Consider the following 14,169-nt stretch of genomic DNA (forward strand, 5'->3'; position numbering starts at 1 on the left):
TTAAAAGGAATTTGTAACAAATTGTAGAATATAAGGAGCTGAAAGGGTGTGATTACGATATTTATCGCTAAAAGAGAAACTGGAGAAAAAATTCATTTACTCTATAATTGTAATGAAGAGCTTTTGCGCCGTATGCGTCAACAGGAACGATTCTTTTGTGTAGCTTGTGGAAAGGAAGTGCAAATGAAATTAGGAAAACAAAAAAGTTGGGATTTTGCTCATAAAAAAGTGGATTCATGTCTTGCCTTTTATGAAGCGGAATCAACGTATCATATGCACGGTAAAGAATTGTTATATAGATGGTTCAAACATCAAAACTTTCAGGTGGATATAGAGTACTACCTTCCAGAAATTAAGCAACGACCAGATGTTTTTGTAGAGAGGGCGGGCAGAAAAATTGCAATTGAATACCAATGCGCAAACCTCGCTATAGAGCAGCTGTATAAAAGAACATATTCGTATTGGCAAGCTGGTATACAGGTCATTTGGATCGCTGGTGGAAATCAATTGAAAAAGCAATCTGCATATTGGATGAAATTCTCCTCACTTATGGCTTTCTCCTTACAATCTTATCCTCAACCATTTCTTATTTTCTTCTGTTCGAAAGAAAAATCATTTATGAAATGTGCATTTGTCACTCCATTTTCTACAAACATCTTTTTCGCGCATACTGTATATTTACCAACCGATAAAACTACTTTTGAAATGCTTTTTTCTCCGGTTCCTTTCGAGAAAGAGATACTAAGGGAAGAGTGGAAGAAGAGAAAGAAATACTTTCGCCAAAATGCCCTGCCGATTTGGAATTATAATTATAAGTCATTATTACGCCTCTTATATCAATTTAAATGTACCCCAGCGAGCTTTCCTTCTGAAATTGGTGTTCCACTTCCTTCTGGATTTGCTTTTCAAACAAACCCATTTATATGGCAAGCTTTTCTATATATGAAGTGTATAGGGGAGCTTGCAGTAGGAGAGTGTATTTCTCTTCAATACGTGTGTAGTTATGTAAAAAGGTATACGAAAAGGCGGATACTTCCGTACTTTTCACAGCAAACATGGAAAGTGGCAGTTAATGAATATATGACATTTTTATGCTATATAGGTGTATTGCATAAAGTGGGAACTTATACGTACCGAAAAATAAGGGGTGTAGTGATGTTAAAAACAGAGGAGGAAATTATGAAACATGATGAGATTTGCTTAATACATGCGCTATCTTTATTTGAGGCAAATTTTAACATGAGAGGAGGAAAAGGGGATATAATAAAGAATGATTGTGAAGGAATTACATAAGAAAAAAACGAATTGTACTTAAGTAGAGATATTTAAAGGAGGGCTTAAAGGATGTCTGAACAAAACAAAGCGAAAGCATTACCAGATCGCAACGAGATTGAAGAAGCAAGTACGTGGCGATTAGAAGATATTTTCCAAACGGATGCAGAATGGGAAAAAGAATTCCAGGCTATTAAAGAGCTATTACCGAAGTTAACTGAATTTAAAGGGAAACTTGGTGACTCTGCGGACAATTTACTTGAGGCATTGCAATATGAAGATGAAATTTCAATGCGATTAGGTAAGCTATATACATATGCTCATATGCGTTACGATCAAGATACAACAAACTCTGTATATCAAGCATTAAATGATCGCGCAACAAATTTATATTCACAAGTATCTAGTAGCACAGCGTATATTGTGCCTGAAATTTTATTGATTTCAGAAGATACACTGCAAACATTCTTGAAGGAAAATAGAGATTTAAGTGTATATGAACATGCATTAGAAGAAATTACACGTCAACGCCCGCACGTATTATCAGAAGCTGAGGAAGCTTTATTAGCGGAAGCATCTGAAGTAATGAGTTCATCAAGCAATACTTTCGGTATGTTGAATAACGCGGATTTAAAATTCCCATCTATTAAAGGTGAAGACGGAGAAGAAATAGAAATTACACATGGTCGTTACATTCAGTTTTTAGAAAGTGATGATCCTCGTGTTCGCGAAGATGCATTTAAAGCTGTATATGAAACGTATGGGAAATTTAAAAACACATTCGCAAGTACGTTAAGCGGAGCAGTAAAACGTAATAATTTCAATGCACGTGTTCGTAAATATGATTCTGCTCGCCAAGCTGCACTGAGCAATAATAATATTCCGGAAGCAGTATACGATCAACTCGTTGAAACGGTAAATGACAATTTACATTTATTACACCGTTACATCGATATTCGTAAGCGTGCATTAGGACTTGATGAGCTTCATATGTATGATTTATATACACCACTTGTACCAGAAGTGAAAATGAATGTGAAATACGAAGAAGCGCAAGACCTTTTATTAAAATCTTTAAACGTACTTGGTGATGAATATGTTGATATTTTGAAGGAAGCATATGAAAATCGCTGGGTAGATGTGTATGAGAATAAAGGAAAACGAAGCGGGGCATATTCATCTGGTGCATATGGAACAAATCCGTATATTTTAATGAACTGGCATGATAATGTAAATAATTTATTTACACTTGCTCATGAGTTTGGTCATTCGGTGCATAGTTACTATACAAGAAAAACACAACCGCACGTATATGGTGATTATTCCATCTTCGTAGCAGAAGTGGCATCAACTTGTAATGAAGCGCTTCTAAATGATTATTTACTAAAAACGACAGAAGATAAGAAAGAGCGTCTATATTTATTAAATCATTATTTAGAAGGATTCCGTGGTACTGTATTCCGTCAAACGATGTTTGCAGAGTTTGAACATATTATTCATAAGAAAGTACAAGAAGGACATGCAGTTACGCCAGATATGCTAACGGAAATCTACTACGATTTAAATAAGAAATATTTCGGTGAGGCTTTAGTAATCGACGAAGAGATTGGTTTAGAATGGTCTCGTATTCCGCACTTCTACTACAACTATTACGTATATCAATACGCAACAGGATTTAGTGCAGCGACAGCTCTATCTAAACAGATTTTAGAAGAAGGACAACCAGCAGTAGAACGTTATATTAACGAGTTCTTAAAAGCAGGAAGCTCTGATTATCCAATTGAAGTGCTGAAAAAAGCAGGAGTAGATATGGCATCTCCTGAACCAGTAAAAGAGGCATTACAAGTATTTGAAGAGAAATTAAATGAGTTAGAAGCATTATTATTTGAAGAAAAGTAATGAAAAAAGACGAGGGATTGTACCCTCGTCTTTTTTGTTGAATAGATTCTATGTCGATATTTGTCGAAAAAACAAGGTGGATTTCTTTGTTTTTTTAACTGAAAGGATAGTTTTACGGCTGATTTTTGAAATTAAAACCCTTTGAATCGTTTTTTATGATTGAAATAAGAGAGAGTGATCACGATGATTCCGAATAAAAGAGGTAAGGCAATAATTTTAGGAAAAGCTTGTAGCAGAGAGAGGATGTACAAGAAAAAAGAAACGATGACAGCTAGAAAGAGAAGAGCAATATAAGATTTTTTCATAAATAAACCCCCTAAATGACCTTTTTTATAGCTTATTCAAAAATGAAAACGTTTAGAATGTGACAAAAGTGTGAAATTCGACAAAAGGGGTTGTCATCTGGCGTCGAATCTTGTAATATAATAAGCGTGAACGAATTCACATACAAACATATACCCCTTTGTTTGAACGTGAAAATTTCTCCCATCCCCTTTAATATTTTTATAAGCCGTAAAGAAAAAGACCTGGTGTTTACACCAGGTCTTTTTCTTTTGCTATCCATTTCCAATAACGTTCGCATTTTACTTCAATCATTTGTACTTTTCGTTTCAGTTGTAATTTTTTAAGTTCGCGCTCAATTTCTTGTTGCGAACAGTCATAAATAAATGCTACTTCTTTTGAAGATATAAATTGTGTTGCTTCTAGTAACACTTCTAAAGGTGGTAATGGTTCTGGCTCAATTTCACATTTTACAAGTTCTTTTAATAATTGTACGTATACATCGTAGGAATAATTTCCAGCGATTTTAATACCTTCTTCATCTGAATTCGCATGAAAAAAGACGAGGGAGGGTATTTCTGTAATATGCATCTCATTCGTGAATTTCAAGTCACATTGGAAAGCTTTTTTTGCACTAGCAGAATGTAGATCTTTTTTAAATTCTTCTACATCAATATTGCTATCTTTCGCACATGCAAGTAATAGTTCGCAGTCAGGGTTTGATACATTTTCAAGAAAAATGTATTCTTGGAGTTTTCGCAAAAACTTCGAACCTGCTTTTCGGCCCTGTAACTCCGCTGCCTTAATTGCCATCGAAACTAAATATGGTGTTGACGATGCTTCTTGCATATGTACCTTTCCATCACATGAAAAACCTTGTAAACTTGTTGTCTTTTCCCACACAAATCGAATATTAGCAGGTTTATTCCATTTGTGTGAGGAAGCGTTCGTTCCATCCACTTTTCCTGTTACGATATGACGAATAGAGAAGTATTTCCCGTATTCAAGCCATAGTTTAATAATAAAAGGCTCAATTTCCCAGCAATCTTTACAAAGTGGATCAATAAATAAATATGCTTCTACAGACTTATGCTCGCATGCGGAAGGAGATGGCATATTTATATGCTTTGCTTCCTGCTTATCCATTACACTTCACCTGTTTCGTTTGGAGTATTAACCATATGCTGAGCGGTTAATGCTAAACGTTCAAAAACAAACTCTCTTATATGACCATGCACCCCAGTATCGTCCATTGCTTGCTCCATACATGATAGCCAAGCCTCTGCTCGTTTTGGAGTAATCTCAAACGGAAGATGGCGTGCTCTTAACATAGGATGACCATGTTCTTCAGTGTACAAATTAGGACCACCTAAATATTGTGTTAAAAATTGCTTCTGCTTCCTAGCGGTTTCTGTTAAATCTTCCGGGAAGATGGGAGATAAGTCAGGGTGTTTACTGACATAGGAATAAAATGTATCTACTAATATTGCAATGCATTGCTCACCGCCAATTGCTTCAAATGGTGTCATCGGTTGCTTGCTCATCCTTTATAAACTCCTTTTTCCATGAAATGTATATCTATTGTAGCAATGGAATGTTCGAGAGGGCAAATAAACAGCCTTCTCAAACATTCTTTGCTTATTCTACGGATGTAAATTTTTTTAGTGAGGTATATCCACTAGCGAAACATATTCACTAGTGGAATTTTCACTTTAGCGTGCTTTGTTTTGTTTGGCAAGGAAAAAGCGTTTTACTTTGTTATTTGTATGACGAACAGGTATGTTATGTTGCGTTAATAAATGAATAAATGCAGCTTTTCCTGTTTCTTCATCTTGCACTTCAAATTCAATTTCATAATCATCGTGATTGTAATAGAAACTATGATCAAAGACAAGCGTTCCACCTTTAAATAATGTTTCGGCTCTTTCTGTTGTTAAACTACCCATATATGTTAAAGCAGAAACAGGAATTTGTAATTTGTGTAGTTGATCTACTACTGCTCCTTGAATGATTGTGTTTGTTTCCATCATCATTTTTGCTTCGTCTTCTGTTACGACTTGATGCGTTTCTAATAAGCCGATTTCTGCAGGTTGTTTCAACGTTAACGTATAAGTTTCTCCTTTATGACGAATACGAAGTGCAGAGCCAGCTTCTTTTAAAGAGAAGTCAGGTGTTTCAAAGTAGTGATTCACTTGTTTCGTAAATGCTTCAATAGAAAACGATTTACATAATGTATCGAATTCTTCTTTTGTAACGATATTTTTGAATTCAATTTCAATTTCTTGTGTCATTGTATGATCTCCTTTTGAAAAATAATTCTTTACACATTATCGCTTTTTCATAAATTTGGTTCAATGTTTTATTTGTTTGCGTCCATGTTATGATACAATAATACTGTTAAGTAAGACAGGAAGTTGAGATGGAGGAGTTAGAGCATGCAAAATAAAATCCAAGTTAAGAGCGTAGAAAAGAGAGAGAATGCTCTTATTTTTTGTGCGGAAAATAGTGAAATAGAGGTAAAGGAGTTAAGTGCGCGTAATCACGTACTTGTAGACTCAGACAATTTATCATTTTTATATATCTTAGAAAACGAATCATCTTTCATTTATGTAAGTATTCCGCACACATGCTGGGAAGCAATGCATGAAGCGATGAATAATGATGTGGTCATGTTCGTCCGCGTGAATGACATTGAAATGGAATTAGAAGGATTAAAAGAAGAAGTAGAATATTTAGTTGAAAATATTGAAGGTAATGCAAATTACGGAGAAGAACTAGTAACTGCTGTAGAAAAAGTATTTCTATAAGCAAATGGATTGATTTTGGTGGTGGTTGAAATGAATCGAAATTGGGAAGAATTTTTAGCACCTTACCACCAAGCGGTGGCAGAGCTGAAAGTGAAACTAAAAGGAATGCGTACTCAATTTGCAATGTTAACAGAGCATTCTCCAATTGAGTTTGTAACAGGAAGGGTAAAGTCGGTTGCAAGTATTATTGATAAAGCGGAGAAGAGAAATGTACCGCTAGACCGATTGAGAGAAGATATGCAGGATATTGCTGGGCTTAGAATGATGTGTCAATTTGTTGATGAGATTAAGCCTGTTGTAGAATATCTTCGAAAACGAAATGACTTTGAAATCGTGGAAGAACGTGATTATGTCACGCAAAAGAAAGATAGCGGTTATCGTTCTTATCATGTTGTCATTAGTTATCCTGTTCAAACGATTCAGGGTGAACAAAAAGTATTGGTAGAAATCCAAATACGCACGCTAGCAATGAACTTTTGGGCAACAATTGAGCATTCTTTAAATTATAAATATAGTGGACGTTTTCCTGAAGATATTAAAATACGCTTGCAACGTGCAGCTGAAGCGGCGTTTTTATTAGATGAAGAAATGTCTTCTATTCGTCTTGAAATTCAAGAAGCGCAAAAGGCTTTTTCAAGAAAGCAAGAAACGAAAGATTCCGAATCATAAACTAAAGGGTGTTGGGCGATGAAATTTACAATTATGTCAAAGGGAGATCAATCATCAGATACACTGGCAAGCACGATGAAAGAGTACTTGCTAGATTTTGGATTTATAATGGATGAAAAGGAACCCGATATTGTAATTTCTGTTGGGGGAGATGGAACGCTTTTGTATGCGTTTCATCGTTATTATAATCGATTGGATGAAACAGCATTTGTTGGTGTACATACAGGACATTTAGGTTTCTATGCAGATTGGTTACCGACAGAAGTAGAGAAATTAGTAATTGCGATTGCAAAAACACCATTCCAAGTGGTGGAATATCCGCTTTTAGAAGTTATTATTCGCTATGTGAATGGAAGTAAAGAGTCACAGTATTTAGCGATGAATGAGGCGACTGTAAAAAGTGCAGAAGGTACATTAGTAACAGAAGTAGAAATACGCGGAGAATATTTTGAAACATTCCGCGGGGACGGCCTTTGTATTTCTACTCCTTCAGGAAGTACTGCGTATAATAAAGCGCTTGGCGGAGCAATTATTCACCCATCTATTGAAGCGATTCAAATTGCAGAAATGGCGTCCATTAACAATCGTGTGTTTCGTACCGTAGGATCGCCACTCGTATTGCCGAAGCATCATACATGTGTGTTAAAGCCGGCTGCAGGAATGAACTTACAAATTACAGTGGATCATTTAACGATGGTTCATCAAGATGTGAAATCAATCCAGTATCGCGTCGCAAACGAGAAAGTACGATTTGTTCGTTTCCGCCCGTTCCCGTTCTGGAAACGAGTTCGTGACTCGTTTGTTGCAGATAAATAGAAAGGGTTATATATTTGAACAGATTTACATTGAAATGGGATATAGGGCTGGCTGAAGAGGGAACTTTAGTTAGGGAATTTTTGAAAACGAAAGGTATTTCTAAAGCCGCTTTAACGGATATAAAGTTTCACGGCGGGGCAATTGAAGTAAATGGTCAACATGCGAGTGTTCGTCATCAGTTGCGCGCTGGTGAAGAATTACGTGTCTTTTTTCCAGTGGAGGAAAGAAGTGAAGGGATGATTGCAGAAGATATCCCTTTATGCATTGTATATGAAGATGATGCGGTTCTTATCATTAATAAAGAAGCGAACATGTCAACGATTCCGTCTAGAGAACATCCGACAGGGAGTGTTGCCAATGCGCTTTTATCTCATTATGATAAGCAGCATCTTGCAAGTACAGTACACATTGTAACACGGTTAGATCGTGATACTTCAGGGCTTATGCTTATTGCAAAAAATCGTTTCGTGCATCATCTTTTATCGAAGCAACATCAACAAAAAGCTGTGAAACGAACGTATGAAGCAATTGTTCACGGTGAGATGGTAGAACGAGAAGGAATGATTGATGCGCCAATTGGTCGAAAATCTGATAGCATTATTGAGCGAACGGTTTGTGAGGATGGACAAAGGGCAGTTACTCATTTTAAAGTAATTGATAGTACATATGATAAGACACATGTAGCGCTGGAGCTTGAGACAGGAAGAACGCATCAAATTCGTGTGCATATGGCTCATATAGGACATCCATTACTCGGTGATAACTTATATGGAGGAAGAAGAGATGAAATGAAACGGCAAGCACTTCATAGTAAATCTTTGACGTTTTATCATCCTATTTTAGAGAAAGAAATGTCTTTCACTATAAAGATTCCAAGCGATATGCAAGAATTACTTATGAATACTTAAAAAGGGAGCAAAATTCTTATATTATAAAGAATTTTGCTCCCTTTTTTCTTAGCGGAATAATATTAAAATTTGGTTTTCACCCGTACGCTTTATAACGAAAAATCCACTTTCGGCTTTTGTAGCAATGCCATTGTCATTTGGACGACAATATCCATGCGTTTCGCAAGTGCCGTCATCACGTACTAATATTTGCCCAATTAATCCGACAGGAAGCCACTCCGCGCGATCTTTTCTTGCTACATATTTGCAAGCTGGATCCCATTCTGTATTTAAAAGAGGTTGTATTTCTTCGGTTTCCGTCCATACATATTGGCGTTTTCCAAAGTTATCTGTTTTATAACGTTTTTGCCAACTTAAAGCCCCGCTATTTCCTATAAGTGCAGGGGTTGCACTAGATATTCCTAAAATGAATGAATCGTGTGAAGTAGCTATCCGAATTTTTTCTTCGCTACTAAATGTAACGAAATAACCGATATCAATAGGTTTATGGTCTTCTGTTTCAAACATTTGTGCAAAATCCGTTCCGCTTGCATTGTAAGACGCGCCCTCAATGTACATTTCTCCATTATGGGCAAGCCATTTAGCACCGATATTATGGTCGGTGTCGTTTACACCATTTGCAATAAACCAAGAATAAGCTTCTTCTGCAGTGCCGAAGCGCCCCATAATATGGCTACCTGCAAAATGAGCTGTTGATGTATGATGACCTTCCGCATGAGAAGAGGATCCGTTAGCGATAGTTGCGGTTCCTTCTGCGTGTGCTGCTTCGCCTAAAGCAATCGTCTGTTTACCCTCCGCATGAGAATAAGCACCGCCTGCTGTCGTTTCACTTCCCTCACTATGCGAACTATGTCCAGTTGCTTTTGAGTTTGATCCTTCTGCATGAGAGAATGAACCTTTTGCGTGTGTTAATAAGCCTTCCGCATGTGCTGCCATGCCCTCCGCATGAGAGTGAAGCCCTTCCGCATATGCATATCGGCCGCCCCTTTTAACTTTTGTATTTTCAGGTGTAGGTGTCTCAATTATGAGTGGTTTTTCAGTTTGTATATCATTCGATGAAGCTAATGCTTCTTTTATTTTTTTTACTTTGTTTATAATAGCAGCTGGAATTTCTGGTTCCACTTTTTTATTTATTGCTGCAGAAATATTTTCTTCCGCCTTTTCTTCTGTTTGGTTAGAATGTAGTACCTGTTCATCTTGATTTGAGAGCTGTTTATTTTTTTGTTGCATCTTTATTTTTTTACGATCGATTATGCGGCTCATCACAGCATTTTCTAAAGAGACATATGTTGGTTTTACTTTGCTTTTTTTTGATGACTCTTGTTCTTCCAGTTCTTCTATCGCTGCAGCCCGAATACTACACCAGTTGTTAATTCCGTACATGGGCAGATATAAAGGGGGAAATTTTCTTTTTTGTTTAGAAGATTTTTTCTTCATTCTGTCACCTCCTGCGACATTATATGTAGGGTAATTAAAAAAAGATGCACTTTATTGCATCTTTTTTTAATTACTTTACCTAGTTTTATATGAAATCTGCCTAAATAATACAGTAATCTCTCGCTAAGTAAGGTAGTTATGAAATTGGACGGAATTTCTCAGCGACAAAAGGTAACGAAGAAGGGACAGAGATAGTCTCCATTTCAGGATAACGTAATCCGGTTAATTTGCCTCCAAATACAGCACCAGTATCAATATTGACTGTCTGATTGACGAATCGAGGTTCTTTTACTGGTGTATGTCCATATACAATCCAAGCTTGTCCCTTGTATTCTTGCGCCCAATCGCGACGGACAGGTGAGCCATCGGCATGCTTTTCTCCTGTAATATCGCCATATAATACAAAGGTTTGTACTTTTTTATCTCGTCTTCCTATGTAATCTTGCTGAATCCCAGCGTGACATACGATTACTCTTTTTTTATCTAGTATGTGGTAGAGCGGTGATTGCTCATAAAGAGTGATAAACTTTTCTTTTATAATGTTTTGCTTATGAGAAGGAAGTGCCTCATATTCAGCAACAGTTGTTTCAAGTCCGTGAGCGATTGTTACATTACGCCCAAGGAAAAATCGATATAGTTTATTACAGTGATTTCCAGGAGCGTAATAAGCTTCTTTTTTATGTATGACAAGTTCCCATACAATTTCAATCATACGTAATGAATGAGGACCACGGTCTGTAATATCACCAACGAATGCAAGTTTACGTTGTTCAGGGTGAATCGGTAGACCGCTACTCCAGTTATATCCTAGTTTCTCTGTTAAATTTTGAAACTCTTGGAAGCATCCATGAATATCTCCTATAATGTCATATTTCATATTTAAACCTCCATCGTATTTTTCATTAGTATATCTAAAAAAAGATAGAGATAAAAATATAGCGTTTTTCTGTTGTTCATTTAAACATAAAGATTTTCGTTCTTGAGCGAACATTTAAAATGAATCCAATCGCAATCATGTATGTAAGCAGTGAACTTCCTCCGTAGCTCATAAGAGGTAATGTTATCCCTGTAATGGGAAGTAATCCGATTGTCATCCCGATATTTTGAAATACTTGGAAAGTAAACATTCCGATTGTACCAGCGCAAATGTAACTACCGAAAGGGTCATTACTTTCTAAAGCGATATGAATCATTCGAAAAATGAGTAAGAAAAAAAGTGAAATAATGACACTTGCGCCTAGAAATCCAAATTGTTCAGCGACATTAGTGAAAATAAAATCTGTATGTGGTTCCGGAAAATATACTTGTCCATTTTCCCACCCTTTTCCTTGCATTTCTCCGGATCCAGTCGCTAAGAATGCTTGTCTTAATTGATAGCCTTGCGCATCATATTTGTAAGGTGCTAACCATCCGTAGAAGCGATTTAATTGATATTCTTTTAAAATGTGTGCTTTAAAGAAATCTGTGTGAGTAAAAAAAATATATATTAATGTAGATCCAGCCACGAAAGTACCTGAAACTAATCCGAAAATAAAACGCCATCGTATGCCAGAAACTAGTATCATTGCTGCAAGCATCGCTGAAATGACCATTGTGTTTCCTAAATCTGGTTCTTTTGCAATAAGTAGTAGTGGTGGCAAGCTTGTCGCAAATATTTTTCCAAGTAATAAAAAATCGTCACGCATTGTTCGGGAAAAATATTTCTCATTATGATTTGCTATAATTCGTCCAATGACGATAATTAAAAACAATTTCATAATTTCAGAAGGCTGAAAATTTCCGATGCCTGGGAGCCTGTACCAAGCGGTAGCGCCTTTAATTGTAACGGCACCTGGTACTTGAAGTTCTAGTCCAATAAGTAGTACCATTGCAAAGCTATACAAATACCAAGCAATTTTTTGATAACGATCGAAATCAATAATCATAATAACACCAATGGCTATAAATCCAATGAAGTACCATTGGATTTGCTTTAGTACAAAATTGACGTTTTGTAAAAATGGCGGTAAAGAGGCTTGCGCACTTGCAATAGCACAACAACTAACAATCCCAATGGCAAATAAAATAAATAGTAATACGTAGTCTATTTGATATTGAGAATTTGGATCTTTCAATGTAGGTATTCCTTTCTACTGCTCTTTATAGTAATGGATTTTATAGTATGAGAAAGAATGTATGAACTATACGAATGATTCACATATAGTCCATACACTTTTAATTTTGCAGAGTAGTTTAATTGTTTAACTCTTTAATAATTATATCCAAACAATGTGAAAGACGTACATGTGCGTCAGGAAAAATATCTATTTGATGAAGATAGTATTTTAAGGAACTTTTACACCATTGGTAAGCACTAAGTAGAGCTGCTCTATAGTCCGTAGTATTTTGTAAAAAGCCATATTCTTTTGCTGTTATAACGAGGTGTGTGAAATCTTCACAACCTTGAAGGAGCTTATTGTGTATTTGTTGTCCAGCATGGTAGCGAAATTGACTTAAAGGCTCAGAAATGTATATTGCATTTCCTTTAGAAAGTAAAGAAATCCATGAGGCCATATCAACACTACAAGAATATTGTCGCTCTTTAAGGGTGCCAAAAGGCTCAGTGAGAAATTTTTTTCGGAACAAAGTAGTTGTAGGCTCACCGATAATGTTGTGCCCGCCCTTTAACATCCAATTACCTAAAAATATCCCGTTTAAGGGGGTGTCTTCACTATATAACCTTTGTGTTGGATGGGCATCACCGATTAGATTTCCACAATCATCAATACGTACTCGATAAGAAGTAACAAGAGCAAGATTTTTATTGAAATCTTGCTCAAAATAGGCCATCATTTTTTGTATTTTATGCTTATAAAACACGTCATCGTCCATTAAAAAATTTATATACTCACCATTTGATTTTTCTATGAGCATAAGGTCATTGTGAAATTGTCCTAGAGTAGGTAGATTTCGAATGTATGTTATATTTTTATAATTTGGTAAGTATTGTTCGTGTATTAAAGTTTCTGTTTCATCATTTGTACTATCATCACCGATGATGATTTCAATATTTGAATAAGTTTGTGCCAATGCACTTTCTAGAGCGATTTTGAAATAATGGGGTCGATTATAAGTGGGAATAAGGATGGAAACGAGAGGTAGATCCTTTTCACTCGTCATACATAACTTCCTTTCAGAAGCTTTTTTTTGTAAGAACAATGTCTTGGTAACTTGTATATTCATGTCTGCCGCACCATAAACCATAATGCGGCTTATTGATTACTTCTAGGCCGTACTTATTCAATAGATTGTAAATATCTGTCTCAGGATAAGCAACTGCGAAGTTGGGAATATCTTTATTTACAACATAGCAATTTTCAATTCGATCATAAAAACCTAATGTACTTTGTCCTGCATTTAAATAATAGGATGATTCAGGATTTATTAGAAAGAATGTAATGAAACATCTCCCATCTTTTTTTAATACACGTACAATTTCAGATACGTAATGTTCTAATTCTTTTGGGAGAAGATGCGTAAATACAGAAGTTAAAAAGATAAAATCGAATGTCCCGTCCTCATAGGGGAAACGATATTGAGAGGCATCTTCTTTACCCTCTGGATTATAGAATTGATTGTATATGTCAACATGTTCAAAATGAAAATTATTACGCATAGTTGAAATGTTATTTTGACACCAAGTAATCCCATCTTTAAACAAATCAAATCCATAATACGCTCCATCAGCAGTTAAGTAATTCATTAATGGTACAGCCATTCGGCCGACGCCGCAGCCTACATCTAATACTTTTTCGTTTGATTTTAAAGCGCCAATTTGAATAAAATGCTTTAGGAACTCTTTTCCAACCTTTTTGAAGTCGCCACCTACATATTGGACGAGTTCAGGAGGGGGGAGTAAAGTTATTTCTTTGTCAAGTTCGCTCATGAATATGCCCCTTTCTTGTGTAAAAAGATGCAGTAAACAGTATCTGTTTTATCCAGTTGTTTGCAGTAACTCTATTAATAAAATTTTCAATTTGTAGTGAGAGAACACAGGAAAACGATTGTTATATGTAAGGAGATTCCGAAAAAATACTTTA

15 protein-coding genes are annotated in these 14,169 nt (G+C 36.0%); 6 read left to right on the top strand and 9 right to left on the bottom strand.

Features of this window, described 5'->3' with window-relative positions; genetic code table 11:
• The first annotated feature begins 48 nt into the window (after positions 1–48).
• Both AC241_RS06080 and pepF read left to right on the top strand, forming a co-directional pair.
• The gene (locus tag AC241_RS06080) at positions 49–1,293 is read left to right on the top strand and encodes a competence protein CoiA (RefSeq protein ID WP_050842868.1); all 1,245 of its coding nucleotides are present in this window, start codon (positions 49–51) and stop codon (positions 1,291–1,293) included.
• Between the two features lie 51 nt (positions 1,294–1,344).
• On the top strand, positions 1,345–3,171 hold the full coding sequence (gene pepF, locus AC241_RS06085; RefSeq protein ID WP_029442141.1) for an oligoendopeptidase F: 1,827 nt from the start codon (positions 1,345–1,347) through the stop codon (positions 3,169–3,171).
• Positions 3,172–3,302: 131 nt separating this feature from the next.
• On the opposite strand, the gene AC241_RS34670 is transcribed toward pepF, so the two are convergent.
• The 4 genes from AC241_RS34670 to AC241_RS06105 form a co-directional block, all read right to left on the bottom strand.
• Positions 3,303–3,476, bottom strand: coding sequence for a hypothetical protein (locus AC241_RS34670; RefSeq protein ID WP_000750354.1), 174 nt, complete (start codon positions 3,474–3,476; stop codon positions 3,303–3,305).
• Between the two features lie 229 nt (positions 3,477–3,705).
• Complete coding sequence (locus AC241_RS06095; protein ID WP_016082463.1) at positions 3,706–4,599, bottom strand: ClpXP adapter SpxH family protein; 894 nt, start codon at positions 4,597–4,599, stop codon at positions 3,706–3,708.
• Complete coding sequence (locus AC241_RS06100; protein WP_000043386.1) at positions 4,599–4,997, bottom strand: globin domain-containing protein; 399 nt, start codon at positions 4,995–4,997, stop codon at positions 4,599–4,601. The genes AC241_RS06095 and AC241_RS06100 overlap by 1 nt, the downstream gene beginning before the upstream one ends.
• 168 nt (positions 4,998–5,165) lie before the next feature.
• Positions 5,166–5,744 carry a CYTH domain-containing protein gene (locus AC241_RS06105; protein ID WP_000191122.1) on the bottom strand — a complete coding sequence of 193 codons (579 nt, stop codon included), beginning with the start codon at positions 5,742–5,744 and terminating at the stop codon, positions 5,166–5,168.
• A gap of 144 nt (positions 5,745–5,888) precedes the next feature.
• On the opposite strand from AC241_RS06105, the gene AC241_RS06110 reads away from it, so the two are divergent.
• Genes AC241_RS06110 through AC241_RS06125 form a run of 4 tightly spaced genes read left to right on the top strand, consistent with a single transcriptional unit; the run spans position 5,889 to position 8,653 of the window.
• On the top strand, positions 5,889–6,260 hold the full coding sequence (locus AC241_RS06110) for a UPF0738 family protein (protein WP_001180003.1): 372 nt from the start codon (positions 5,889–5,891) through the stop codon (positions 6,258–6,260).
• A 30-nt stretch (positions 6,261–6,290) separates the two neighbouring features.
• Positions 6,291–6,929 carry a GTP diphosphokinase gene (locus AC241_RS06115; protein WP_001081482.1) on the top strand — a complete coding sequence of 213 codons (639 nt, stop codon included), beginning with the start codon at positions 6,291–6,293 and terminating at the stop codon, positions 6,927–6,929.
• Between the two features lie 18 nt (positions 6,930–6,947).
• Complete coding sequence (locus AC241_RS06120; protein WP_000673190.1) at positions 6,948–7,745, top strand: NAD kinase; 798 nt, start codon at positions 6,948–6,950, stop codon at positions 7,743–7,745.
• Between the two features lie 14 nt (positions 7,746–7,759).
• Complete coding sequence (locus AC241_RS06125; RefSeq protein ID WP_050842870.1) at positions 7,760–8,653, top strand: RluA family pseudouridine synthase; 894 nt, start codon at positions 7,760–7,762, stop codon at positions 8,651–8,653.
• A gap of 48 nt (positions 8,654–8,701) precedes the next feature.
• Here the strand turns inward: AC241_RS06125 and AC241_RS06130 are convergent, their stop codons facing one another.
• The 5 genes from AC241_RS06130 to AC241_RS06150 form a co-directional block, all read right to left on the bottom strand.
• On the bottom strand, positions 8,702–10,090 hold the full coding sequence (locus AC241_RS06130; RefSeq protein WP_029442143.1) for a peptidase G2 autoproteolytic cleavage domain-containing protein: 1,389 nt from the start codon (positions 10,088–10,090) through the stop codon (positions 8,702–8,704).
• Positions 10,091–10,226: 136 nt separating this feature from the next.
• Positions 10,227–10,967, bottom strand: a complete 741-nt coding sequence (gene prpE / locus AC241_RS06135) for a bis(5'-nucleosyl)-tetraphosphatase PrpE (RefSeq protein ID WP_029442144.1) — start codon at positions 10,965–10,967, stop codon at positions 10,227–10,229.
• A gap of 76 nt (positions 10,968–11,043) precedes the next feature.
• Complete coding sequence (locus AC241_RS06140) at positions 11,044–12,204, bottom strand: FtsW/RodA/SpoVE family cell cycle protein (RefSeq protein WP_000654703.1); 1,161 nt, start codon at positions 12,202–12,204, stop codon at positions 11,044–11,046.
• A 118-nt stretch (positions 12,205–12,322) separates the two neighbouring features.
• The gene (locus AC241_RS06145; protein WP_029442145.1) at positions 12,323–13,249 is read right to left on the bottom strand and encodes a glycosyltransferase family 2 protein; all 927 of its coding nucleotides are present in this window, start codon (positions 13,247–13,249) and stop codon (positions 12,323–12,325) included.
• A gap of 13 nt (positions 13,250–13,262) precedes the next feature.
• The gene (locus AC241_RS06150) at positions 13,263–14,015 is read right to left on the bottom strand and encodes a class I SAM-dependent methyltransferase (RefSeq protein ID WP_029442146.1); all 753 of its coding nucleotides are present in this window, start codon (positions 14,013–14,015) and stop codon (positions 13,263–13,265) included.
• Positions 14,016–14,169: the final 154 nt, after the last annotated feature.

Origin of the sequence: Bacillus thuringiensis, from assembly GCF_001182785.1 — a bacterium.
Lineage (GTDB): Bacteria > Bacillota > Bacilli > Bacillales > Bacillaceae_G > Bacillus_A > Bacillus_A thuringiensis_S.